Annotated in this window: 20 protein-coding genes and 1 tRNA gene; 12 read left to right on the top strand and 9 right to left on the bottom strand. The window is 39.7% G+C overall.

Annotated elements, in window-relative coordinates; all coding sequences use genetic code 11:
* Positions 1-46: 46 nt before the first annotated feature.
* From ABMQ40_RS06930 to ABMQ40_RS06910, 5 genes are all read right to left on the bottom strand, one after another.
* Positions 47-616, bottom strand: a complete 570-nt coding sequence (locus tag ABMQ40_RS06930) for a DUF6705 family protein (protein WP_370897905.1) — start codon at positions 614-616, stop codon at positions 47-49.
* A gap of 18 nt (positions 617-634) precedes the next feature.
* On the bottom strand, positions 635-1972 hold the full coding sequence (locus ABMQ40_RS06925) for a hypothetical protein (protein WP_370897903.1): 1338 nt from the start codon (positions 1970-1972) through the stop codon (positions 635-637).
* 394 nt (positions 1973-2366) lie between these two features.
* Positions 2367-2438: transfer RNA gene (locus tag ABMQ40_RS06920), tRNA-Arg, on the bottom strand.
* 55 nt (positions 2439-2493) lie between these two features.
* On the bottom strand, positions 2494-4275 hold the full coding sequence (locus ABMQ40_RS06915; protein WP_370897901.1) for a TonB-dependent receptor: 1782 nt from the start codon (positions 4273-4275) through the stop codon (positions 2494-2496).
* Between the two features lie 86 nt (positions 4276-4361).
* Positions 4362-7325, bottom strand: a complete 2964-nt coding sequence (locus tag ABMQ40_RS06910; protein ID WP_370897899.1) for a tetratricopeptide repeat protein — start codon at positions 7323-7325, stop codon at positions 4362-4364.
* 251 nt (positions 7326-7576) lie between these two features.
* Between ABMQ40_RS06910 and ABMQ40_RS06905 the strand changes: the two genes are divergently transcribed.
* Positions 7577-9256 carry an APC family permease gene (locus ABMQ40_RS06905; protein WP_370897897.1) on the top strand — a complete coding sequence of 560 codons (1680 nt, stop codon included), beginning with the start codon at positions 7577-7579 and terminating at the stop codon, positions 9254-9256.
* A 132-nt stretch (positions 9257-9388) separates the two neighbouring features.
* Entirely contained in the window at positions 9389-9703 is a 315-nt protein-coding gene (locus ABMQ40_RS06900) for an Mpo1-like protein (RefSeq protein ID WP_370897895.1), read from the top strand.
* Between the two features lie 97 nt (positions 9704-9800).
* Here the strand turns inward: ABMQ40_RS06900 and ABMQ40_RS06895 are convergent, their stop codons facing one another.
* The gene (locus tag ABMQ40_RS06895) at positions 9801-11822 is read right to left on the bottom strand and encodes a DUF3857 domain-containing protein (protein WP_370897893.1); all 2022 of its coding nucleotides are present in this window, start codon (positions 11820-11822) and stop codon (positions 9801-9803) included.
* A 134-nt stretch (positions 11823-11956) separates the two neighbouring features.
* On the opposite strand from ABMQ40_RS06895, the gene ABMQ40_RS06890 reads away from it, so the two are divergent.
* Positions 11957-12304, top strand: a complete 348-nt coding sequence (locus tag ABMQ40_RS06890; RefSeq protein WP_370897891.1) for a DUF4377 domain-containing protein — start codon at positions 11957-11959, stop codon at positions 12302-12304.
* Between the two features lie 26 nt (positions 12305-12330).
* Here ABMQ40_RS06890 and ABMQ40_RS06885 read toward each other — a convergent pair whose 3' ends face one another.
* Positions 12331-13278, bottom strand: a complete 948-nt coding sequence (locus tag ABMQ40_RS06885) for an SPFH domain-containing protein (RefSeq protein WP_370897889.1) — start codon at positions 13276-13278, stop codon at positions 12331-12333.
* 184 nt (positions 13279-13462) lie between these two features.
* On the opposite strand from ABMQ40_RS06885, the gene ABMQ40_RS06880 reads away from it, so the two are divergent.
* From ABMQ40_RS06880 to ABMQ40_RS06855, 6 genes are all read left to right on the top strand, one after another.
* Positions 13463-14050 (top strand): Crp/Fnr family transcriptional regulator, encoded by a 588-nt coding sequence (locus ABMQ40_RS06880; protein ID WP_370897887.1) that lies wholly within the window; start codon positions 13463-13465, stop codon positions 14048-14050.
* A gap of 94 nt (positions 14051-14144) precedes the next feature.
* Positions 14145-14678 (top strand): YceI family protein, encoded by a 534-nt coding sequence (locus ABMQ40_RS06875; protein ID WP_370897885.1) that lies wholly within the window; start codon positions 14145-14147, stop codon positions 14676-14678.
* Between the two features lie 25 nt (positions 14679-14703).
* A complete protein-coding gene (locus ABMQ40_RS06870; RefSeq protein WP_370897883.1) occupies positions 14704-14922 on the top strand; it encodes a tautomerase family protein in 219 nt (72 codons plus the stop codon).
* Positions 14923-14926: 4 nt separating this feature from the next.
* Complete coding sequence (locus ABMQ40_RS06865; protein ID WP_370897881.1) at positions 14927-15658, top strand: SDR family NAD(P)-dependent oxidoreductase; 732 nt, start codon at positions 14927-14929, stop codon at positions 15656-15658.
* A 2-nt stretch (positions 15659-15660) separates the two neighbouring features.
* Positions 15661-16113, top strand: a complete 453-nt coding sequence (locus ABMQ40_RS06860; RefSeq protein ID WP_370897879.1) for a nuclear transport factor 2 family protein — start codon at positions 15661-15663, stop codon at positions 16111-16113.
* A gap of 26 nt (positions 16114-16139) precedes the next feature.
* Positions 16140-17216, top strand: a complete 1077-nt coding sequence (locus ABMQ40_RS06855) for an NAD(P)H-dependent flavin oxidoreductase (protein WP_370897877.1) — start codon at positions 16140-16142, stop codon at positions 17214-17216.
* 2 nt (positions 17217-17218) lie between these two features.
* Here ABMQ40_RS06855 and ABMQ40_RS06850 read toward each other — a convergent pair whose 3' ends face one another.
* Positions 17219-18574, bottom strand: a complete 1356-nt coding sequence (locus ABMQ40_RS06850) for a deoxyguanosinetriphosphate triphosphohydrolase (RefSeq protein WP_370897928.1) — start codon at positions 18572-18574, stop codon at positions 17219-17221.
* Positions 18575-18644: 70 nt separating this feature from the next.
* Here ABMQ40_RS06850 and ABMQ40_RS06845 point away from each other — a divergent pair, with 70 nt between their 5' ends.
* The 3 genes from ABMQ40_RS06845 (at position 18645) to ABMQ40_RS06835 (ending at position 21085) form a co-directional block, all read left to right on the top strand.
* Positions 18645-18866 (top strand): hypothetical protein, encoded by a 222-nt coding sequence (locus tag ABMQ40_RS06845; RefSeq protein WP_370897875.1) that lies wholly within the window; start codon positions 18645-18647, stop codon positions 18864-18866.
* A gap of 54 nt (positions 18867-18920) precedes the next feature.
* Positions 18921-19379: an Fpg/Nei family DNA glycosylase gene (locus ABMQ40_RS06840; RefSeq protein WP_370897873.1), complete on the top strand. Its 459-nt coding sequence runs from the start codon at positions 18921-18923 to the stop codon at positions 19377-19379.
* Positions 19380-20371: 992 nt separating this feature from the next.
* The gene (locus tag ABMQ40_RS06835) at positions 20372-21085 is read left to right on the top strand and encodes an AAA family ATPase (RefSeq protein WP_370897871.1); all 714 of its coding nucleotides are present in this window, start codon (positions 20372-20374) and stop codon (positions 21083-21085) included.
* Between the two features lie 592 nt (positions 21086-21677).
* Here the strand turns inward: ABMQ40_RS06835 and gcvP are convergent.
* Positions 21678-24536, bottom strand: coding sequence for an aminomethyl-transferring glycine dehydrogenase (gene gcvP / locus ABMQ40_RS06830; RefSeq protein ID WP_370897869.1), 2859 nt, complete (start codon positions 24534-24536; stop codon positions 21678-21680).
* Positions 24537-24682: the final 146 nt, after the last annotated feature.

The raw sequence follows: 24682 nt of genomic DNA, 5'->3' as shown, positions 1-24682 counted from the left end.
AATGATTTATGATAAACCGATTAGTTTAGGTAAGGTTATTGAGATATTACTGTTTCGTAAAAATCAAATCTTTTGTTTCAGGAAGGTAAATATTAATATCTGTTCCTGGAGGGCATTTACTGTTGTCAAGAATTATATCATCTGGACGGTATTCCCATGAAATCTGATTGGTATTTATTTTCTTTAAGTAAATATCTCCCCAGCCTACACGGCAATTTGTGCCACTATAATAAAAAACAATAGTATTTTTATTAGGATAAGTATAATAACTATAAAGTTCAATATCTGTTGTATTATTTTGTGTGTCCTGTAAAATTGTACCAGTTGAGTTTTTAACAATATATTTTATTACTAAAGCATCTCTATAAAAGTTCTTTTGTAATCTTTTTGTTAGTTTATCTTCTTCTTTAGTTATATATAAAGTAATTTCTTTTCCCTGAAAATTAGCTTTATAAGTACCAATATATGGAGCAAGTTCATTATTAGTGTCTTTCACATGGGCATTAAGAGGTATATCTTTCATACTTGTATTCAATGGCAATGTTTGCGCTTTACAAGATAAAAAAGTTATAAAAATGCTAAAAAGTATTGTTATTTTAATATTTATTGTTTTCATATTCTATTATTTGATTTATTATGAACAAGTTGTTGAAACTGGCTGGTTACTACTGTTTAAGCCTAAGGTTTTAACTGTACCATCACTTTCGATTCTTTGTAAAATTACTTTACCTTCTAGTCCCATATTTTTTAATGTTTCAAAGAAAAGTGTTTCCACCCCTAGAGTATTTATCGAACCATCACTATTAACATAGGTTGTGCCATTTTTTGCAAAATCAGTTAAATTTTTTTCTAACTCTCTATAATCAGTTATATAATTATTCAAATCATCCTGTGAAAAATTAGTCAAAGCATCCTGATAAGTCCCGTTAAACCAAATAACATAATGCATGCCGTTTGGAGCTACCATTCCAACAAATGCATTATTTACATTTGCAGGATCAGAAGTGGGCTGTGCTCTTGCAAAACCTAATAATTGGTCTATATCTGGTGGAGATAACATAGGTATTCCTGTTGGAGTGTGATTGTGGTAGCCTCCTGCATATCCTGTCTTATCTCCAAAATTTACACTGTGAGCACCACCACTTATTGTTGGTGAAGGGGTGCCATCAATTTTGAATTTCACACCTTTTTCGCCACCTAAAGTGGACTGCGCTTTTAGCTCATCAATCTTTGGTTGTACACCAGCTTTTGAAAGCATTCCCTGTGTTCTCTCACATGGATTTTGAGGTTCTTGAGGATAAGGATAACCGCTTGATCCACCACCGCCACCAGAGCCTCCCGGATTCGTTCCACTGCCGCCAGAACCTCCTCCGCAAGTTGCATCAACCTCTACAGCCTGACAAGGCAGATATGGTCCAGAAGGTAAACAATACATTTCAGTTATAGTTCTTACAAGCTCTACCTCTCCTGTAACTTCATTTGTCCATGTCCAAGTTGTTTCAATCGTTACACAGCCTCCTTTAGCTTCAGAGCTTAGTGTATTATTTAATTTCGCATTCGTAAGTTTGCTTCTATCATTAAAAACTAAAGCATTAAAAAATTTTTTAGATTCTTCATCTTCTTTTCTTTTAAAAAACACTCTATCACCATCTTTGTAAACAACAAGAACAAAGCCTACCTCTCCATTTTTTATTACTGGTGCTTCCAGAAAGGTTTCTTTTGTACCCATAGTCACAGCATAGTCCCAGTAAATATTACCAAAGTTTGTTACAAAGTAATCTTTATCTGCATATTCATCAAAAACAGCTTTTACATTTTTAATATACTTTTCATCCTCTTTCCAGAGGCTTTTTGAGCTATATTCTTTTGATTGCGGATCAGTTGCTGAATAAAGTTCGTCATGAACACAGGAATATAAGGATGTTGCAAATGCTATTAGCAAAAACAGCCTTAAAATATTCTTTTTTCTCATAGTTTTTTTTGATTTTGTAAATTAAATAATATTTTTTGAAAATGTGCTTTCATTTTATTAGTTTTTTTAACACTACAAATCTAAATATTTGTAATGACAAGCCTTGACGTGTTTCATAAATTTCCCAATTGGAATATTATACAAAATCACATCACATTCCATTCATTCCATTCATTCCATTGGCTTAGCTTTGGACAATTGAAGCCACCACAAGAAATATTCTGTATTGATTACCAAAAATACAGCTTACAATTGTTTAGTATTCAAACAGATTTATCAGATTCATGCAGATAAAAAAGAACATTTTTAAAATTTGCACTCTTAGATACAAAAACAAAAAAGAGAAAATGCAATTATTTAATTCAATAATTTACAAATTCTCTTTTAATTAAAGTGGCCGCAGAAGGACTCGAACCCTCACTGTCGGAGCCGAAATCCGAAGTTCTATCCATTAAACTATGCAGCCGTTGGTTTCAGGTAATGAGCATCAATAATTGAGATGCCTGGCCTGAATCTTCTTATCAGAAAGTGATCTTCACTCCGCCTAAAATCTGTGCACCAAGAACTTTATATCCCTTATACGTCTGATACTTTGAGCTCAGAAGATTATTTCCAAGCGCGAAAATACTGAAATTTTTGTGAATTTTATACTCTGCTGACAAATTTATATCCGCATACCCCCCAACTTTATCATTCCGGTCCTCGGCAGACTGGTACATCATGCTGTTAAGGACCAAAGGATTCGGAACAGCTTCAACAGAGTAAGAGTTTGTGGTTCTGTCTGTTGCAAAGATTCCTTTAAGGCCTAACAGTAGCTTTTTATCAAGCATGGTATATTTTGCACCGATCGTTGCCGTAAATAAAGGTACATTATAAATATCTTCATAATTCTTCAGATCGTATTTTGTAAATCTCAATTCTCCGTCAAGCACAAGATTCGCCAAAGGGAAATACTGGATGCTTCCCTTTATATCACTTACATTACCGTCATCGTATATAGCGGAGAATGTATTGGCAAAATTATAGGCAGAGCGGTTAAGCGTGTAATCATAATCAAAAAGGTCATTCCCTTTAAAGAACATAATATCCTTCATTTTTCCATAGCCGGCAGAAAAATCATATTTGATGGTTTCATCAAAATCCCCTCTTAAGCCTACGTAAAAATGGTATTTTGTTTCAGTAGGCCTCAAATATTGATCAGAAAGAATGAATGGATTCTGCTGTAACAGTTCCGAGAAGGTATTAATTTTCAATCCTCCGTCTACTCCGCCGTAAAATTTAAATTCTTCCGCGGCCGCAATCTGGAATTCCGCCTGTGGGAACCAATATGTTTTATTGTTTTTCACCTTTCCGGCCATCAGATCGTTGGAGTTCTTGGCGTTCAGGAAAGAGAATGAAGAACCAACCATCAGGTAAGATTCTCCTTTTCTGAACGTTAATTTCGGAGCCAGGCTCGTATTGAAAAAGCTGGCTGAATTTTTATCTCTTATGGCAAAATCGGTTTTTACAGTCTCCAGACCTACGCCTAGATCCGCATTCAGATTAATGCCTGAATTGCCTATTTCGATGGCATGTTTGGATAAATTAGCCAAAACAGAGGCCTGATTTTCCTGAGCATCAAAATGATCTTTTAAAAATGAGGACTTCACTCTTACATCATTCAGGATTTCATTGGAATAAAAATCATAATACCCGTTGACCTTAAACTGATTGACTTTTTGTTTCAGGTCAACATCGGCTGCCGGCTCCAATGCGTAAATACCATAGTAATTGTAATTGTCCAGACCATATTCAGCATTAAGGTTAAATTTCCCCTTCTCACCATAGGAATTAAGGAAAGCGCCTATTGTTGCCGTGCTTTGTTTAGAATCCCAGTCGTATTCTTTTTTCAGTCCATTAGTGGAAAGGACATGAACATCCGCTCCGACCTCTATTTTGTTTTCGAGTGTTTTCGAGATATTGGCATCCGCCAGGATCTTGCCATAATTCCCCATTCCAAACTGGAAATAATTATTCTGGGCCGTTGCATCAAATTTAGGAGCCACGTCTTCCCCCTGAATGGTAGAAGTTTTAAAATCTGAAACCGCAGGAACATCTGTAATGGTGTATTTTACAGGATTCTGGGATTTTTCTTCAGGCGGATAATTCTTAATGGTCTCCACGGAAGTCTTTTTCTTTTCGATCTTCTTCACCTCCGGCTCCCTCTTCTTGTTAAGAATCAGCTTTTCTTCTTTGATCTGGGAAAACGCAAATTGCGAAACTCCTAAAAATAATATGGATAATAATTGAATTTTTCTGTTCATTATTTTTTGTATTTAAGTATTATGCAAAAAATATTGATGGTTCCCGCAGGTCAACAATATGTTTTACATGAATACGACCTACATTTTTACTTTTTAATCTGCTTTTTAACTTCTTTAGCTTCTGCGACGATATCAGGAAAATCTTTATAGTTTTCAATGATCTGGTCGCATGTATAGCTTGCCTGGTAATTATCTTTCAGTCCGATATAGTTTTTTGCCATCAGCACCAGGGCCTTTGCTCCCCAATACTCTTCTGAAGCATAGTTGTTGGCCAGTCTGAAGATGGTCTCATTGGAAGATTTGAAAGCTTTCCCTTTATTCTGGTAATAAGCTTTTGCGTACAGGGCTTCAGCTGCTACGGAAGTGTTTGAGGACTTTTCAAGGGAAGCATAAGCCGCCTGGGCGTCCTTATCTTTTCCTGAGTTCATCAGGCTTCTCGCCTTGATCACTTTAGCCGTTTCAATAACGGCAGCGGAGTTTTTACTGTTGGCAATTACGGCATCCGCCAGCTTTTCAGCACGGGAGAAATCTTTTTCTCCGGCATAGATCTTCATCAGCTCTACATTGGCGTAATTCTTAATGCTGACATTGGAAGAATTTTTAATATTTTCCAGATATGTTTTAGCTTCAGCATTATTTCCCTGTGCGATATAGATCTGTGCAAGACGGGTTCGCGCATCATCCTGGTAATCATTCTGAACATCTGCTACCTCCTGCAGAACCAGTAAAGCTTTTGTAGTGTTATTCGTCTGATAGTAGCTTTCTCCCAATTCATATTTGGCCTGATAAAGACCTTCTCCTGTAGGATTCTGTGTCAGATATTTCTCATAGTAGGAAATGGCGCTTTTATAATCTTTCTTCGCGAAATACTGTTTAGCGGTTGAAAGGTTGATCTCATCAATTTCAGCCGCATCTATATTCACACCGATATTCCTTGCAAAATCCTGATATCCTGCCACATCTCCGTTCTTTGTAAAGACAGGCTTGGCAGCCTGAACAACCTTTTGCGCATAGGCTGTATTTTTATATTGCTCGCCCAGAGATTTTAATTCGGAAAGGGCTTTATCGTTTTGATTCTGATCAATATAATTCTGTGCCCTGTATATCGCGGCATTCGCAACAAGATCTTTATCCGGTGAATCCTTGATCACCTTTCCAAAATAATCATTAGAGCTGGCATAATCGTCCTGGGCTGCATAAGCTGTAGCTATTTCATACTGCGCATCATCATAATATTCAGAATCCGGATATTTGGATAAGAGGTTTTTCAGATTATTGATTTTGGCCTGGGTATCGCCTTTGAAGCCCAGGGCCATTGCTTTCTGATATAAGGTATAATCTGTTGCATCTTCATTTTTATCATAAATGGCTATGGCATCGTTCAGTTCATTGTTTGCGTAATGGATGTCTGCCAGACGAAGCTCCGCATCGTTTTTAAATTCGGGTTTCGGGTTGGTCAAATACTGTTTGAAGTAAGTCTGGGCCTGATCAAATTTTTTAGACTTAAAGTAAGCATATCCCAGGTCATAAGGCAATTGCTGCTTTTCAGGAAAGCTTTCGTTGAGGAGTTTCTCGTAACGTACGATGGCAGACGGATAATTTCCTTTCTGATAGTACACCTGGGCCAGCCAGTATAAGGCCCTGTTGTAAAACTCTTTATTGATATTAAATTCCAGGCTTCTCAGGAAATATTTCTCAGCTTCATCATAGTTCCCCTTGTTGAATTCTTCTGTTCCCAGCAGATAGGAAACCTCCTGGTCTATTTTATCAATTTCCGGAGAAGAATTCTGCAGTCTGTCTATAGCATTCAATGTTTCTTTATAATTACCTGAATACAGATAAGATTTCACCAGCAATGACCTCATTTCGGAAGCATTCGCGCTGTTCTGATTTTCATTGATATAGCTTTGGATTACCGATGAAGGGCTTTCAAACGGATTACCTATGTCATAGCTTAATTTTGCGTACTGCTCATGAGCCAGCTTTCTAACGTTCGCATCATAATCCATCTGATATGAGGAACGGAATGCCGAAAGCGCTTCCTGTTTCTTATCTACTGCCAGATAAGCATTCCCCAGCTGGTAATAAGCATTTTGTGCCAGAGCGGAATTACTGTTGATCAGCTGGTTATAATATGAAACCGCCTCATCATACTTTTTAAGCTGGGCTGCCACAAATCCCATTTCATATAAATCATTTTCTGACGGGTTTTGCTGGACATTCAGGTAATCTTTCAAATGAGGATAGGCTGAAGCATAATCATTTTTCATGAAATAGCTTTCCCCGATGATCTTATGAACCTCCGCCTTATAGGAATCGGAAATATCTTCATTCAGCAAAGCATTCCCTTCAGAGATTGCCTTATCATAATCCTTATCGTTATAGTACATCTGAACATAATAAGGACGTACAAGCTTGGAATATTTTTCCTGATCTTTTATCGAATCAAAATACTGGAAAGCTTTATCATTCTGCCGGTTGGCATAGTACAAATGCCCGAGCATATATGCTATATCGCCCTGCTGGGATGGCTCTGCCGTTTTATAAGCCTCTTCCAAAGCATCCACTGCACCTTTGGAATCGCCGGTCATGAACTTGGCATAGCCCAGCTTCAGTATATATTGTGTATTTTCTTCTTTAGAAAGCTGGTATTGATTAACTTTTTCCAAAGTCTCCAACGCCTTGTCAAAGTCTTTCTTAGCCAGATAATAATCCGCCAGGGGCAGATTGGCCTGGGCAAAATATGCGGAATTGGGATATTCTTTCATAAAAGCGGTTAATCCCTCTTCAGCATGGTTTTTCTGGAGGATAACCCCGATTACGTTATCGAAGAACTGTGCCGCTTCTTTTCTTGATCTTGACAGATTCTGATTGTAGAAATACTGTCTGGCATATTCGTACTGGGAAGCATTATATATTTTGGTCTGGTAAAGATTTTCGGCTAAATTGAACCTGTAGTTTTCTTTTTGGGTAAAGTACTGAGACTGTTGAGCGTCGGAAATTCCGAAGTAGAACACCGCTGCTGCTAGAAGTATTTTTTTTGATTTCATTAATATCAAATTTTAAAATGTGTAAGCCATAGACAGGCTAATTATTTTAAATTCTAAAGGGTATAATTTATCCACAATTTATCAACGAAAATATTGAAAAGATATTGTATAAACAAGTGTTTTAACATATTGTTAATATGTGGATTATTTTTTAATACTTCTTAACTTTTCGACAAGAAATCTTAAGAAAAACCAAATTATATCCAAGAAATAATTACATTTGCTTTTTTTCAAATCAAATATAGAATTGAATGGGTCAACTTTTTAGGAGAAAAATTTATTCGGACACCGATACATCTACTCATCTTTTAAGGGTTCTGGGTGTTTGGGACATCGTTTTTTTTGGTATAGCGGCCATTATCGGGGCGGGAAGTTTCAGCAGTTTGGGAGAGGCTGTTTTCAGAGGAGGACCCGGCGTTATTCTACTATATTTGATCTGCGGCTTCGCCTGCGGATTTACGGCACTCTGCTATGCTGAATTTGCCAGCAGGATCCCTACGGCAGGCTCTGCCTACACCTATGCCTATGCCAGCTTCGGGGAGCTGATAGCCTGGATCATCGGCTGGGCTCTCATCATGGAGTATTCCTTCGGAAACATCTATGTTGCCTTTTCCTGGTCTGATTATTTTACAAGCTTCCTGGAACGCCTGGGAATGCATATTCCGGATTATCTTACCTGCAGCTATACCGAGGCAAAAAAGGCTTTCATGAACAGCTCCGAAAATAAAGAGCTTATCAATGCCTGGCAAACTGCTCCCCTGATCGGAAGTCTGAAATTCATTGTAGATATTCCCGCCCTGGTTATCAATGGTCTGATTACATGGCTTTGCTATATCGGGGTAAAGGAAAGCAAAAATTTCAATAATGCCCTGGTTATTTTAAAGCTGGCCGTTATTATTCTGGTAGTACTTATTGGTTTTGCCTATATCAATACCGATAACTGGACTCCCGTAAATCCGGAAACCCATGTCTCTTCTTTTATGCCGAATGGTTTTGCAGGGGTCATGAGCGCCGTATCCGGGGTTTTCTTTGCGTATATAGGTTTTGATGCGCTGAGCGTACTCTCCGAAGAAACAAAAAACCCTCAGAAAACCCTGCCAAAAGGAATGATAATTTCCCTGGTGCTTTGTACGGTAATTTATATAGCCCTGACCTTAGTACTGACGGGAATGGTTGATTACAGAAAATTCGATGGTATAGGAGATCCGCTTTCGTTCATTTTTGAAAAAAGCAATGCCAATGTTGCCTGGATGGAGCTTGTGGTCTCTTTTGTGGCCATTGTTGCCATCACTACCGTATTACTGGTTTTCCAGATGGGGCAGCCCAGAATATGGTATGCTATGAGCCGTGACGGGCTGATGCCTCAGAAATTCCAGGAGGTACATCCTAAATATAAAACCCCTTCCTTTGCAACGATTATCACCGGTATTGTAGTAGGGGTTCCTATCTTATTCACGGATAAAACCTTTATCCTGGACTTTACAAGTATCGGAACTATTTTCGCTTTTGTATTGGTATGTGCGGGGGTTTTGCTTCTTCCAGCAAAAGAAAAGTTAAAAGGAAGGTTCCATCTCCCATATATTAACGGTAAAATCATTTTCCCTTTTATCTTCATTGGCGGATTGACCGCTTTCTATTTCTGGCAACCTGGCTTTTTTCATGACCTGATGGATTGGAAAGATCCGAAGGAAGGTGAATTCAGGGCTTCCATTTTCTTTTTCATTCTGATCAACCTCGTTCTTTGTATCGTGGCTTTTATAAAAAACCTGTCACTGATTCCTTTAATCGGTTTAAGTTCTTGTTTATACCTCCTTACAGGGATGAGCCATGAAAACTGGTTCTGGTTCGGATTATGGTTCGCGATAGGCCTGGTGATCTATTTCTGCTATGGCTACCGGAACAGTAAGCTGGGCAAGGAAATTATCTCCTGATCATTTTAGCGAATATACATCATACGGAGCGGGATCATAAAACTGTTTTATTTTATGATCCCGCTTTTCATTTTTCTTTATAATTGGCTGACTTATTGCTTTGGTTTTTATAAAATCTAAACTGATAACGCTATGTCTGAAAGAATAAAAAGCTTCAAAGAATTTTACCAGTTTTATCTTACCGAGCACAGCAGAACAGGAACACGAATCTTTCATTTCATCGGCACCCTGTTGGTATTCATAGTGATCGGATATGTGATCAGCTCAGGAAAAGAAAGGTTCCTGTGGTATGTTCCCATTTTCGGATACGGCTTCGCATGGATCAGCCATGCTTTTATTGAAAAGAATAAGCCCGCAACTTTCAGATACCCGCTCTGGTCCCTGATTTCAGACTTCCGGTTATTTTTTGAGCTGCTGATCGGGAGACAGAGGTTTAGCGGGACCTGATATATTATATTTTGATATAGTGGGATCATGAACAGTTTTGGCGGGGTTGCAAGCAACCCCGCCAAAACTTAAACATTACATCTCAAAACCATATAGGTTATTTAAACCGTTTTTTAAGGCTAAACTTAAGCCTGTTCACCAATCCCGGCTCAATGATGTCAATTCCCAATCCAAAGTTGCTGTCTGCAATGGTGTGATGTGCATTTCTGAATTCTTCAAAATCTTCTTTAGGGATTTCTAAATTCACTAATGGGTTATACTCTATGTAAACAGTACCTCCGTTTTTAGTGATGTTTTTCCGGCTGGTGTAATCAAAGTACGGATTTTTGATCGTACTTTCCTGTATTGTATATTTCTCTTGAGTGTCTATCTTATGGTCGGTGTAAAGACTAATTTCATACTTTTCACTGTCGAAATTATGCCAGAAAGGCGAATCTTTATGGGTATAATCCCTGGCACTTGATTTTATAATGCTTCTATCAAAGTACATCAGGAAACGGTTCTTTTGCGGATCTGCAAAATAAGGGTTTTCTATGGTAGACTGGTACTGAACCTTAAATTCATTTTTTGTCTTGTCATCGCTTACAATATCGATGGCCGCATCCCGGAATATATTTCTGACATCTGTTCCGTTCCTGTCCCCGGAATAGTTCAGGGTATAGAACAAAGAATTGTTCCAGGCATCTATTATTTCCCTTCTGTTGGTATTTTTAAAATACTTTCTCAAGCTGTTGGCCCGGTTTCCCCTGTATATGGTAGTAAGCTTTAGCTTTCCTGTAGTATCCTTCACGTCAAGCTCCACTTTCTCATCAATACAGTAATAAGGGAACCTGTAGGGTTCTCTTTCCTGTAATTCCTGATCCGGCTTCACTTTCAGATAATGCAGGAAATAGATAAATCCTCTGTTTTCAATCAGACCGAACTCGTCACGCATGGTAGCGTCCACAAAATAGGTTTCGCCTTTATAGTTGATTTTAACAATCGCATGATTAAAAGAAAGCAGTGATGGAAGATAGTACTTAAGGTAATAATCTGCCCGGAAATTCACTACAACAACCGAAGAATCCACACCGATATAGTCTAAAATAACTTTTAACAGAACAGATTTCGCCTTGCAGTCTCCCTGCTTGTTCTGATAGGTGATGGCAGGATACTGGGGCTTATGCCCGTTCATCTCATCCGCATTGTAAATATAATAAATATTGTTCTGTACATATTCGATGGCAAACTGGAGTTTCTCATCCGGACTGGTGATCGCATCCAGTTTCTCAATCAGGTTCGGGGCAAATTCCTGTAAGGAAGACTGATCATAAATTTCCTGATAGATCGGCGCGATATAGTTAGAAAGGTCCTTCCAGTTACTATCCGTTGCAAAATCTATAAACGGAAAAATTTCCCGGCTGGCATCCACCGGATTGATATAATTTTCCTCCTCGATGGTAAACTTTTCCCCCTTCTTCAAATAATTAACTTCCGGTTCAAGAACATTGCCCTGCTCATCCCTGAAAAATACCTTTTTATAGGCAACCGGCTCTTCCCTGCCATTAATAAAAGAGAACCTGTAGCTCCCGTAGGCCCAGTAGCTGTCAGGGCTTACCCATACATATTTTGAAAACTCTTTTCTGAGGAAATCACGGTCTGTAAAGGTCTTGATCCGGGAGTCTTCTAAAATAAGGATATCATAAAGCCTTAAATCCTTTATGGTGATATTGATTTTTTTATTGCTGCTTAAAATCCCGCCACTGCTTTCATTCTCGCTGTCCAGAACCTTAATTTTGGTATCCGGAATTTTATCTACCAGTACCCCTTCCCTTAAAACGCTGATCCTGTGGATATGATAAACCTCATTTTCTTCAAGGATAATATCCATTACAGAAGCTCTTTCCAGATTTGACGGCTCATTTAATGTGTAAGCCATGCAAACATATTCATTGATCTCCGTGTTACTCGTATAGTAGATTTTATCAAGAAAATAACAATAGTCCCTCCCCTCACTTGTCTGCCTATTTGAGAAATCAGATTCCTTTATCTTCGCTATCAGTTGCTCGTCATCAGCACTTTGAGTCCATTCCGCAGGCTTCTGAATCTTATAATTCTCAATCTGAGTTTGATTCTCCATATTATATTATTTAAATTTTGATTTGAAAGGGTCAAATTAATTAATAAAAAAGATAAAAAACAAGAGTAGAATAACTACATTATCCCGGAACAAATGCGGCACGGTAATTGTCACCAAGCTTAAAAACCAGAATTATGAAAAACAGCAAATATTTTTTGATAAAGGCCGTTGTGGTCATCTCCATTCCTGTATTGATCCGGTGTACAGCACCTGCAAATGTTTCCGGCGGGAATGAAAAAACATTGATCATAGGCCCGGAAACAGCAGACTGTACGGGAGTAGCCCCGATGAAGTGTCTCCAGGTCAAAGAAACCTCCAACGGCAGCTGGGTAAATCTTTACAGTAATATTGAAGGCTTTACCTACGAGCCCGGCTATGAATATGTGCTGAAGGTTAAGACTGAAAAAATTGCCCAGCCGCCGGCAGGCGGATCTTCTGTAAAATATATCCTGCTAAAACAGGTTTCTAAAACAAAAAAATAAAAACTCCGGGTTCCGGAGTTTTTTATTTATTGATTGGCTTTATGCTCATGTTCTTTCGGGGGTGCGGGATAGTTTCCCTTGGCTGCCTCTCCTACCGTATTTGCCGTGGTCATGGCAACCACCAGATCATTCAGCATATTGCTTGCCGCGGTAGGTGAATTAGGAAGCAATACCAGGTTGCTCCTGTTGCTGGCTCCTACAGAATGTAAGGTATCATAATGCTGGGTAACCACAATCAGTGCGGATGCTTCATGCGAATTGATGTTTACATTGTTCAGCATCCTTACAGACTCTTCCAGCCCTTTTGCAATCTCCCGTCTCTGGTCTGCAATTCCCTGGCCCTGCAGCTTTTTAGATTCCGCTTCGGCCTTGGCCACCGCTACAATCCGGATTCTTTGTGCTTCAGATTCATATTCTGCCGCTGTTTTTTCCCTTTCAGCTGCATTTATCCTGTTCATGGCATGCTTTACCTGCTCATCAGGATCAATATCAGTCACCAGAGCCTTAATGATATCATATCCGTAACTGTTCATCGCTTCCTGAAGCTCACTTTTTACCGCTACGGCAATATCATCCTTCCGTACAAACACATCATCCAGTTTCAGCTTCGGAACCTCTGCCCTCACTACATCAAAAACAAAGGAAGTGATCTGGTTTTCAGGGTTCTCCAGACGGTAGTAAGCGTCAGCCACCTGGTTTCTGATCACCTGATACTGAACGGAGATCTTCATTCTGATAAAAACATTATCCAATGTTTTCGTATCAATAATCACATCCAGCTGCTGGATCCTCAGGTTAAGTCTTTTTGCTATCTGATCAATAATAGGAAGCTTAAGATGTAACCCCGAATGCTTTACCGCCTGAAATTTTCCGAAGCGTTCAATAATAACTGCCGTTTCCTGCTTTACCACAAAGAATGAAGCAAATAAAATAATAAGTCCGAAGAAAATAATAGGTGCTAAATAAAGGCTCATAGTTTTATTTTTATATATTGTAATTGTATGTATTCTGTTCTGTAAGGAACCCAATGTGCAGGTTACCAAATATAGTAAAAATAAATCTAAGACGGCATGCTTTAACAGAATGACCGGTATGAATGCTTTTTAAAAATAAAATAATATTAAAAAAAAACTTACTTTTGAAACAGGATTACTCGCTATGACCAATGCCAGGGAAATACTAAAACAACACATCTCCAGATTCGTTCCTCTCACAGAAGAACAGTTGGAATATGTCTTTTCACATTTTGAGATGATCACTCTGAAAAAAGGCCAGATGCTGATCTCCGAAGGCAGTTTCGTGAATCATGAATATTTCGTTTTAGAAGGTTGCCTGAAAGCATTCTACGTTAATGACAATATGAAGATGTTTATCCTGCAGTTTGCCATGCCTACCTGGTGGATCACGGATTTTGATGCTCTTTACAATAAAACCAGGGCTACCATTAATGTAGACAGTATCACCGATGCAAGTATCTTATCCATTTCCGGCGAAAACAGGGAAAAAATATGCAAAGAGATCCATGAGATCGAACATTTTTTCCGATGGAGAACCAACAAAGGATATGTTGCCCTTCAGAAGCGCCTCCTTTCCTTCATGAACAATGAAGCCCGGCTCCGATACGACGAATTGTTGTCTATGTACCCGCAACTGTATAACCTGGTCCCCAAACACCTTATTGCCGCCTACCTGGGAGTTACAAGAGAGACATTAAGCAGGCTGCACCAGTCTAAAAATCATCCCTGATCTATCTTTTCCATGGACATCAAATAGTGATGTACATCACATAACTTTCTCCTTCATTCAACTGAACTTTGTGTCATCATTAATACATAAAAAAATGGACACAAAAAATTTTAAAGTCAATAATGCGCAAAGCATGATTGAATGGACAGGCAGAAAAGTAACCGGTGCTCATAACGGAACTATCGGTGTAAAGGAAGGGGTATTCACATTGGAAAACAATGTCCTCATCGCAGGGAGGTTTGTTATCGACACCCGCTCGATCAAAATCCTTGATATTGAAGATGCTGAAACCAATGCTCAGTTTGCAGGCCATCTGGCTTCTGATGATTTTTTCAGCTCCGATCAATACCCCGAAGCGATTTTTGAGATCAGCCATGCCGAACCGGGGGATTACAACCTTTATTATGTAACCGGTGACCTTACCATCAAAGGAATCACCAATTCCGTTGAAGCTTCCATTCAAATTGAGAGGGCCGGTGACACAGCTGTTCTGAACAGCAAGATCGTGATCGACAGGACCAAATTCAATATCAGATTCAGATCCGGAAAATTCTTTACCAACCTCGGTGACACTCTGATCTATAATAATTTCGATCTGGATATCCATCTGATAGCAGAAGCTCAGTAACTTATTAATTCTAAATTTAAATATCATGCCTTACATTAAAATAGAAGTATTACGTGACGACATTACCCGTGAAAAAAAACAGCAATTGATCCGGGAGATCAGCGGAGTTGTCACCACAGTTTTGAATAAGGATCCGCATCTCACCCATATTGTTATTGAGGAGATTGAGGACGAAAACTGGGGATATGCCGGAGAGCAGGTTTCAGTACTGAAAAAACAGGGATTCTCAACCGAAAAAAAATAGAAAAATGAGCCGGCAGACCATAATCGTAACAGGGGCATCATCAGGGATAGGCCTGGCAATCGCCCGCTATTTTCTGGAAAGAGGTGATAATGTAGTAATCAACTCAAAAACGGCTTCAAAGCTGGAACAGGTTTTCATTGAGCTTGGAGGCGGAGAAAATCTCGCGATGGTAGCGGGAGATATTTCAGACATATCCACCGGAAATTTATTGGCAGAGACCGCCATTAAAAAGTTTGGTTCCGCAGATGTTCTGGTAAATAATGCCGGAATCTATGAAAACAAACCTTTCCTGGAGGTCACCGAAGATTATCTTGACAGGTTTTTAAATACCAATCTGAAAGGTACGTTTTTTACTTCTCAGGCCTTTATTCCCCTGATGCAAAAACAAAAAGACGGGGTAATCATCAATATCGGGTCGCCGTTGGTGTACCATGCTATCGCCCGGTTTCCTTCAGCGGCCCCTATTTCAAGCAAGGGAGCTGTTCATGCCCTAACGGTTCAGCTTGCAGCCGAATTCGGAAAAGACAATATCAGAGTGAATACCATTGCCGCCGGAATCATCAGGACCCCAATGCATGGAGAAAATGCCGATAAAAGTGCAGGCTTGCATTTAATAAACCGTGTGGGTGAACCTGAAGAAGTTGCTCATATGGTTTACGCTCTTGCCAAGAACAGATTAATTTCCGGAGCCGTCATCAACGTAGACGGTGGCATGGGAGCCGGGCATTATTTATAAAAATGAAAACCTTATTATTAATGGTGTGGCTGTTTGGCCTTCCCGCGAACAGCCATGCCCAAAAAGTAAACATCATGGAAAGAAATCCGATACAGGAAGCTGAAATCAAAACTGCCATCGAGCAATATTATTTCAAAGGAATATTTAAAGGAGATACCGTACTTCTTAAACAGGTTTTTCATAAGGATGCCCTGATCTTTGGAGACATCAAGGGCGCTCCCTATTTCAAAACTGCAGACCAATATATAGAAGGTGTAGAAAACAGGGTGAGCCCCGAGAAATCAGGGAAACCCTTCAAAGCTGAGATTATTTTTATTGATGTCATCAATACCATTGCTTCCGTAAAACTGAATGTGAAAATGTATGATTATAATTACTATAATTTTATTACATTTCATAAGGTAAACGGTCAATGGCTTATCATCAATAAAACACTCACAGATGCAGACCTTTAGCCATTTTAAATTAAAATATCAAAGCTATGTGGTATAAAAACAGGATAACGGATTTAGTGGGGATACAATACCCTGTCTGGCAGGGGCCTTTTGGCGGAGGTCTGTCTACCGTTCAGCTTACTTCAACCGTAAGCAGACTTGGCGGTCTGGGAGGATTCGGGGCTTATACCCTTTCCCCACAGGAAATTTATGATACAGACCGGCAGATAAGAGCTGAAACAGACAAGCCCTATAACCTCAATCTCTGGGTTTCCGATCATGATATTACTGATGCAGGGCATACGGAAAGACAATATAAGAAAGCTGTTGAGATCTTCAGACCTTACTTTGATCGTTTGGGCATTGACGTTCCAGCTCCTCCGGTTCCTTTTGAATCCAGATTTCAGAATCAGCTTCAGGCTGTTCTCGATGTAAGGCCCAGAGTTTTTAGCTTCATGTTTGGACTGCTGGATACCGGTATTATTGAAGACGCTCACCGGCGGGGAATCATTGTAGCGGGAAATGCCACTACTCTGGACGAAGCGGTTGCTTTGGAAAACAGCGGGGTCGATATCATCGTAGCCTCAGGGTTTGAAAGTGGAGGCCACAGGCCTTCATTCCTCGATAAAGCTGAACTTTCCACAACCGGAACCTTTGTATTGATTCAATTGATCAAAGAGAAAGTAAAGATCCCGGTTGTAGCTGCAGGAGGAATTGCCAATGGGTGTGGAATTGCCGCTGCACTCACATTGGGAGCCGAAGCGGTACAGATCGGGACCGCTTTTTTGGCTACTGAAGAATCCGGAGCATTACCGGTACACAGGGAATTTCTCTTTTCGGAAAAATCCAGGCATACCATCTTATCAAGAGCCTATACCGGTCGTCTGGGAAGAGGTATCACTACGTCCATTGCAAGGGATTTGCCGGGTGAGGCTGATCATATTCTGCCCTTCCCCTTACAGACTACCTTTATCTCCTCACTGAGGAAAGCTGCTCTGGACCAGGAAAAGCTTGATCTTGTCTTTTTTTGGTGCGGTCAGATCGCCCCCGTCCTGAAACACAGGAACGCATCTGTCCTGATGGAATCCCTGATTACGGAAACCTCTGCGATTTTCGGCCGATAACGTCAAACCGTCATGCCAATGTCTATTCCCTTGATTTTCCTGTAAAGGTCTGTTGCATAATTATCTGTCATTCCGGAAACAAAATCTATGACTCCCAGAACTTTCTGATAATCTGTCCCCTCTTCATAGACAAACTGTTTCGGAAGCAGCTTCAGGGCCATTTTATCATAGGATTTCCTTTCATCTTTCTGCTTTAGGATGGAGGGGATGAAATGGTCGAGCAATTCATACATCACATTGTAGCCTGCATTTTCAATTTCCACTACTGCCTTGTGGTTATAAATTTTCTCTATGGAAAAACTTTCGATATCCTGTAATGTTTTGTTTTCAGATTTATAGATATCCAGAAGAGCCTTATCAAGATTTCCTTCCAGAATAGCATTAAAGTTCTGCCTGTAAATTTCAATGGATTTATTGATCAGGGCGTTGATCACCTTAGCCCGCAGGTAAGAAATCTTTTCATTGTCGTTCGAGATAGAGTCAAGCTTCCTTTTTACACGGTTGACGTCATCCGTTTCGGATTTTACCAGCTCAAAAAACAGGTTCTGGCAATCTGCCGTTGAAACGATACCCAACCTGTGGGCATCCTCCATATCGATAATATTGTAGCAGATATCATCTGCCGCCTCCACCAGCCACACAAAAGGATGTCTTTTGAAAATACAGGGCTCATCGCTTTCAGAAAGGAAATGGGTCTGCTCCGCAATTTTCATAAAGATTTCCTTTTCGTTCTGGAAAAAGCCGAATTTCTTTCTATGGATAACGCCTTTCTTTTTAGCAATGGCTTCACACGGATACTTGGCAATACTCGCAAGAGTAGTGAATGTGAGCTGGATTCCTCCTTCATCTTTTCCCTGCTGCTGGTGGGCCAAAACCCGTATGGCATTGGCATTTCCTTCAAAATTTACCAGGTCTGCCCATTCCTTATCTCCGAACTTGGGTTTTAGATCTTTTTCATTTTTTTCAAAATAGCTGGCGATTGCGTCTTCTCCTGAGTGACCAAAGGCCGGATTGCCTACATCATGGCACAGGCACGCCGCAGCGATCACATTTCCCAGATTATGAAGATAAAAGTTCTGTGACTCCTCTGTAAGGTCGTTCTTAAAATTCTCAGTGATAAATTCTCCGACAATACTTCCCAGACTTCTGCCTACGGAGGAAACTTCCAGGGAATGTGTCAGCCGGTTGTGCACAAAAACACTTCCGGGCAACGGAAACACCTGGGTCTTATTCTGCAATCTCCGGAATGCGGATGAAAAAATAATCCTGTCAAAATCTCTCTGAAAATCCGTTCTTGAAGCTCTGGTATGAGGATTGTTCCCTGTACGCTGATTGGTAAAAATCCGGTTTAAATTCATCATTTTTCAAAATTAGTTCAAATTTTAATTTTACGGAATAGTATTTGAATTTTTATTGAAAAGTAAAGCCATGCGTGAAGGTCCGTCCATAGTATTGATGAAAGAAAGCCTCCGGAAATTTGTTGGACAAATGGTCACGGGGGTTGATGGGAATGCTAAATTCGATAAAGAGCCGTTGACAGGAAAAACCTTACTGGATATCAAAACTTTTGGTAAGCAGACTTATCTTGTATTTGATGAGATAAGCATCAGGATCCATTTGCTGATGTTCGGGTCTTACAGTATCGATTAACAGACAAAACCGGATGCCAGCCTTCGGCTGGCACTGCACTTCAAAGATGAAGGGATGTATTTTTATACCTGCTCCGTAAAGCCTGTCGATCCAGAGTTTTTGGCAGGAATCGACTGGGAAGCGGATGTACTGAGTGACCAGTGGAATCCCGGAAAAGCAGAAAAGAAGTTGAGATCAAAACCTGAAATGATGGTTTGTGACGCTCTAATGGATCAGGATATCTTTTCCGGTGTAGGGAATATCATTAAAAATGAGGTTCTTTTCCGGATCGGGATCCAGCCTGAAAGTATCCTTGGCAATATGCCTGACAAAAAAATTAAAGAATTGGTTGCAGAAGCCAGGAATTACAGTTTTGACTTCCTGGAATGGAAAAGGGCGTTTGTTTTAAAAAAACATTGGTTGGTCCATACAAAAACGGTCTGCCCCAAATGTGGGGAAAAGCTTATAAAAAAACAGACGGGCCTTGGAAAAAGGCGAAGCTTTTATTGTGAAAAAGACAAGAAGCTTTATTAGAATCAACCTATGAGACCATATTATTCATTAGTGTAAGTTACCTGCCACATGGTAAATGTGCTCGCATTTCTAGAGAACAGATGTATCACCATATGAGCAACCCTATAAAGGCTGTCATTCCGATCACAGTGATACCTACAAAAAAGTAGTGGCTACAATTCAAAAGCAATAGCCAGATGAGGTAACATAGCTTGTCCGGAAGCTTTTTCTTTGTGACAAAATTAGCAATCTGTACCGGAAATGGTCATTATGACCCTGTAATTCTGGCAGAACCATGTCATAAAAAATCACTTCCTGTTGAACTAATAATAAATTTTCTTAACATAAAGCAATTATATGTGCTGGTTTCTTTTTTATTTTATCCCCAAAGGAAGAATTGTTTTTTTATTCTGGTTTCCATTTGGCGTTATCAAGTCTTGAATGCAAAGCCAGAAACCGTTATAAGATTGACAAAATTTTACAGATAAGACAATAAAAATATACATAATTTCTCAATAATACATTAAATTTATGTAAACAAATTGTAGCTTAAAATTAAAAACAAACCATGTAACAACCTGATATACATCATGATTATTTACTTTGGCACATCATTTGAAAGTTGTAATATTGCAATTGAAAAATTGATAAAAAAAAGTCAAATAATTAAAAATAAAACAAAATGATCACTTACATCGGAATCGCAACATGTTTAGTAGTTTTCACTTCTTATTTCATGACCGTAAGAAGGGAAAGAAATTAATTGTAGGTTCTTAACTGGATATAGCCAGGAACATTACTGAATTATATTGTTTATGTTTTTCAACAACAGACCGACCGCTCTTTTACCCACCGGGTAAAAGAGCATGGAAAACATAACAAAGCAACCTTTAAGACAATTTTAATTTTTATAGCCGTGAGTCGAACATTTTTGTTCGGCTTTTCTTTTCCCTGCCGTAAGCATTAATCTTTCCAGAAACTTTATATTTGCAAATAAAATCCATCTGTCAAAAATGAATCTGTACAACCTTATTATTCAGGATAAAGAAGATGTGGCGCTCGATGATGTTTTTCTTGATACAGCCAGCAGAGAACAACTTGTACAGCTTATCAAGGAACATACCTTTATCAGTGAACTACAGGAATATGAGCTGCCGGTGAATAATAAAGTTTTGTTGCAGGGAAGCTCAGGATGCGGAAAAACCATGACGGCCAAGGCTGTTGCCAATGCCTTAGGCAAAAGCATCATTATCCTGAATCTCAGCAATATCGTATCTTCCCGTATAGGGGAAACTTCGCAGAACATTAAGATGATCTTTGATAAAGCGGCCCGGGAAAGGTCCGTACTTTTCCTGGATGAGCTGGATCAGATAGGAAAGGCCAGGGGAAGTGATGATAAGGATGTCGGAGAAATGAGAAGACTGGTGAATACCCTTCTTCAGCTGATTGATTATTATCCTGAAAATGCGCTGCTTCTCTGCGCAACCAATCATCCTGAAATCATTGATACCGCTTTATTAAGACGATTTCAGCTGAAGATCAGCTACACAATGCCTTCAAAAGATCTTTTGGATAATTTTTATGATCACCTTCTGTCAAGATTTCCGGAAGAGTTGGCGGATATTGATAGGAAATATGAGATTTCCTTTGCAGAAGCCAGAGATCACGCGCTTACGGCCGTTAAAGCAAGACTGATTGCCAGGCTCGAAAAAAGCTTTCAGAAATAAACTTCATTTATCTCTGATGGATTTTACTGACTGGTCTGTTTTATTTGTATTGCGGGCAGTAAAGCTTATGGCTTTTTAATATTTTTATCATCATGCATTTAGTATCATTTTTAATTCATACATTTGTTAAACACAAATGAAAATACAGATACAATGATGAGACAAAATAATTTTGACTTTGTGATCCCACGGCTGAAAGAACGCAAACGCTTTTTCAGGAAAAGGCAATATATTGCCTTGTAATCTCCTACATATTTCAAGAAAACATAAAAGTCAGAATAGGCCAGATAATCTTTATCTGAACATTTCCTGTAAAGTTCTTAAAGACTTTTCACCATTTTGAATCCACAATAATACCAACACACAATATGGAAAAAAAAGCAATCTTCCTGCTCACAGCAATACTGGTAACCTCTTGCACCAGGCCCCCTCAGAGTGAAAGCGAACAAATCAAATTAACATTTCTTGTAACCTGTGCCATTATGGCGGTTACATTTATTTTGACCTATATTGTCAGAAAAGGTAGAGGAAGGTAAACAAAATCACCTGTTCAGGTCATTCTGAACAGGTGATGTATGATAAAAGGCTTTTATTACATATAAGCCTCGATCGGCTCACAGGTACAAACCAGGTTTCTGTCTCCATAAGCCTCATCCACTCTGGAAACGGAAGCAAAGAATTTGTGCTCTCTTACCCAATCCAGAGGGTAAGCCGCTTTTTCCCTGCTGTATGGTTTATCCCAGGAATCCGAGATCACCAGCTGCTCCGTGTGAGGGGCATTCTTTAATACGTTGTTATGAGGATCAGCTTCACCATTGGCAATTTCATCAATTTCTTTTTTGATAGAGATCAAAGCTTCTGCAAAACGATCGATTTCAGCCTTACTTTCTGATTCCGTAGGCTCAATCATCAGTGTTCCTGCAACCGGGAAGGAAACCGTAGGCGCATGGAATCCATAATCCATGAGTCTCTTCGCTACATCGGCCACTTCAATTCCCAATGATTTGAACTGACGAAAATCCACGATACATTCGTGAGCCACTCTTCCGTTTTTGTTGGAATATAAAATCGGGAAGTGCTCTGCCAGTAACTCTTTCAAATAGTTGGCATTTAAAATGGCGTGTTCGGTAGCTTTTTTCAATCCGGAAGCGCCCAACATTTTGATGTAGGCATAAGAAATATTCAGGATCAGCCCGGAACCGTAAGGTGCCGCAGAGATACCTTCAATAGCATCTTTAGTTCCAATTCTGATATTGGCATTGGTAGGAAGGAAAGGAACCAGGTGTTTGGCAACACAGATCGGCCCTACGCCAGGCCCTCCGCCACCATGAGGGATTGCAAAGGTTTTATGAAGGTTTAGGTGACAAACATCTGCTCCGATATTTCCGGGACTTGTATATCCTACCTGGGCATTCATATTGGCTCCATCCATATAAACCTGGCCTCCGTGCTGGTGGATCAGGCTCGTGATCTCCTTGATATTGTCATCGAAGAAGCCGTAAGTAGACGGATAAGTAATCATGACACAAGAGAGATTCTCCGAATGTTCTTCAGTCTTGGCTTTAAGATCCTCGAAATCGATTTCTCCATTCTCCAGATTTTTAACTACCACAATCTTCATTCCGGCCATTGCTGCAGAAGCCGGATTGGTTCCGTGTGCAGACTGAGGGATCAATACTACATTTCTATGCGCCTCACCTCTTGATTTATGATACTCCCTGATGACCATTAAGCCGGCATACTCACCCTGAGCCCCTGAATTAGGCTGTAATGAGGTTCCTGCAAAACCGGTGATCTTAGCAAGGTCTTTTTCAAGCTCAGCGATCATTTCCTGGTATCCGCCTGCCTGATCTACCGGTACAAACGGATGAACGCTTCCCCAGTTGTCCCATGAAAGCGGCAACATTTCAGTCGCGGCGTTCAACTTCATCGTACAGGATCCTAAAGAGATCATCGAATGGGTCAATGACAGGTCTTTTCTTTCCAGACGCTTGATGTAACGCATCAATTCGGTTTCAGTATGGTATTTGTTGAATACTTCCTCAGTAAGGATCTCATCTTTTCTCAATAATTCTTCCGGAATGCTGTATCCTTCTTTGATCTCTAATTTGAAAGCCTGCTTATCCTTGAACTGCGCAAAAGAAGTCATCAGATAATTCAGCTTTTCAACGGTTGTGCTTTCGTTGATCGCAATGCTTACAACACCCTCCGTGAAATAGTTAAGGTTGATCTTGTGATCTCTCATCATGATTGCCAGCCTTCCTTTTTCATCTTCACTCATGACAATCTTCACGGTATCGAAGATCGGTTCTTCAACAGTGTTGTAGCCTAAAGCCTGAAGACCGTTTTTCAAAGCATTGGCTTTGAAGTGGATCTGGTCAGCGATATAGTTCAATCCTTTCGGTCCGTGGTAAACGGCGTACATCCCAGCCATTACCGCCAGAAGAACCTGAGCCGTACAGATATTTGAAGTTGCCTTTTCTCTTTTAATATGCTGCTCTCTTGTCTGTAAAGCCATTCTCAGTGCACGTTTCCCGTACATATCCTGAGAAACCCCGATGATTCTTCCGGGAATATCTCTTTTATAATCTTCCTTACAAGCAAAGAATGCGGCATGAGGTCCTCCGTACCCCATTGGGATACCAAACCTCTGTGTGGTACCTACGGCACAGTCAGCCCCCATAGAAGCCGGTGATTTTAATTTTACCAGGGCCATAGGATCGCAAGCCACTACAACCTGCAGATCCAGCTTTTTATATTCTGTGATAGCTTCCGTATAGTCCAGAACGATACCGTTCTTACCCGGATATTGTAATAAAACCCCATAGTAAGAGGCATCAAACTCATGGGTTTTGTGGTCACCGATCATAATTTCTATCCCCAATCCTTCCGCCTTTGTTTTTAAAACAGAGATGGTCTGTGGCAAAACAAGATCGGAAATAAAGAATTTGTTTGCATTCGCTTTCTTCTGATCTTTGGTTCTGTTATTAAAGAACATATGCATTGCTTCCGCAGCGGCTGTAGATTCATCAAGTAATGAAGCATTGGCCAAAGCAAATCCTGTAAGGTCACATACAACAGTCTGGAAATTAAGAAGAGCTTCCAATCTTCCTTGTGCAATTTCTGCCTGATAAGGGGTATAGGCAGTATACCAGCTCGGGTTCTCAAAGATATTTCTCTGAATAGCCGATGGTAAAAGCGTATTATAATATCCAAAACCAATATAGCTTGTAAACTCAGTGTTTTTGGATGCCAGCTCTTTGGAGCGGATCAGCATTTCATATTCCGAAAGCGGTTCTGAGATGTCAAGATCTTTTTCTAAACGGATAGAAGAAGGGATGGTTTGAGAAATTAACTCTTCAATGCTTGAAACACCAACTTTTTCCAACATCGCCTGTTTATCGGCTTCATTTAAGGAAATGTGGCGGTTCACAAACTGTTCTGTATTCATTTTTTATATTAGATTTTGTTTGTAAAAAAGATTGGTAAAATTACAAATTTTTAAGGAAAGCCACAATGTCAAAAAAAGGCTGTTTTATTTTCCGGAATTTTGTTAATTATATTTATTCTAAATTAATATATTTGCAACATGAATAT

The sequence above is a fragment of the Chryseobacterium gossypii genome (assembly GCF_041361455.1).
GTDB classification, from domain to species: domain Bacteria; phylum Bacteroidota; class Bacteroidia; order Flavobacteriales; family Weeksellaceae; genus Chryseobacterium; species Chryseobacterium gossypii.
The sequence above is the reverse complement of the archived record's forward strand: the minus strand, read 5'-3'. Positions and strand labels throughout refer to the sequence as shown.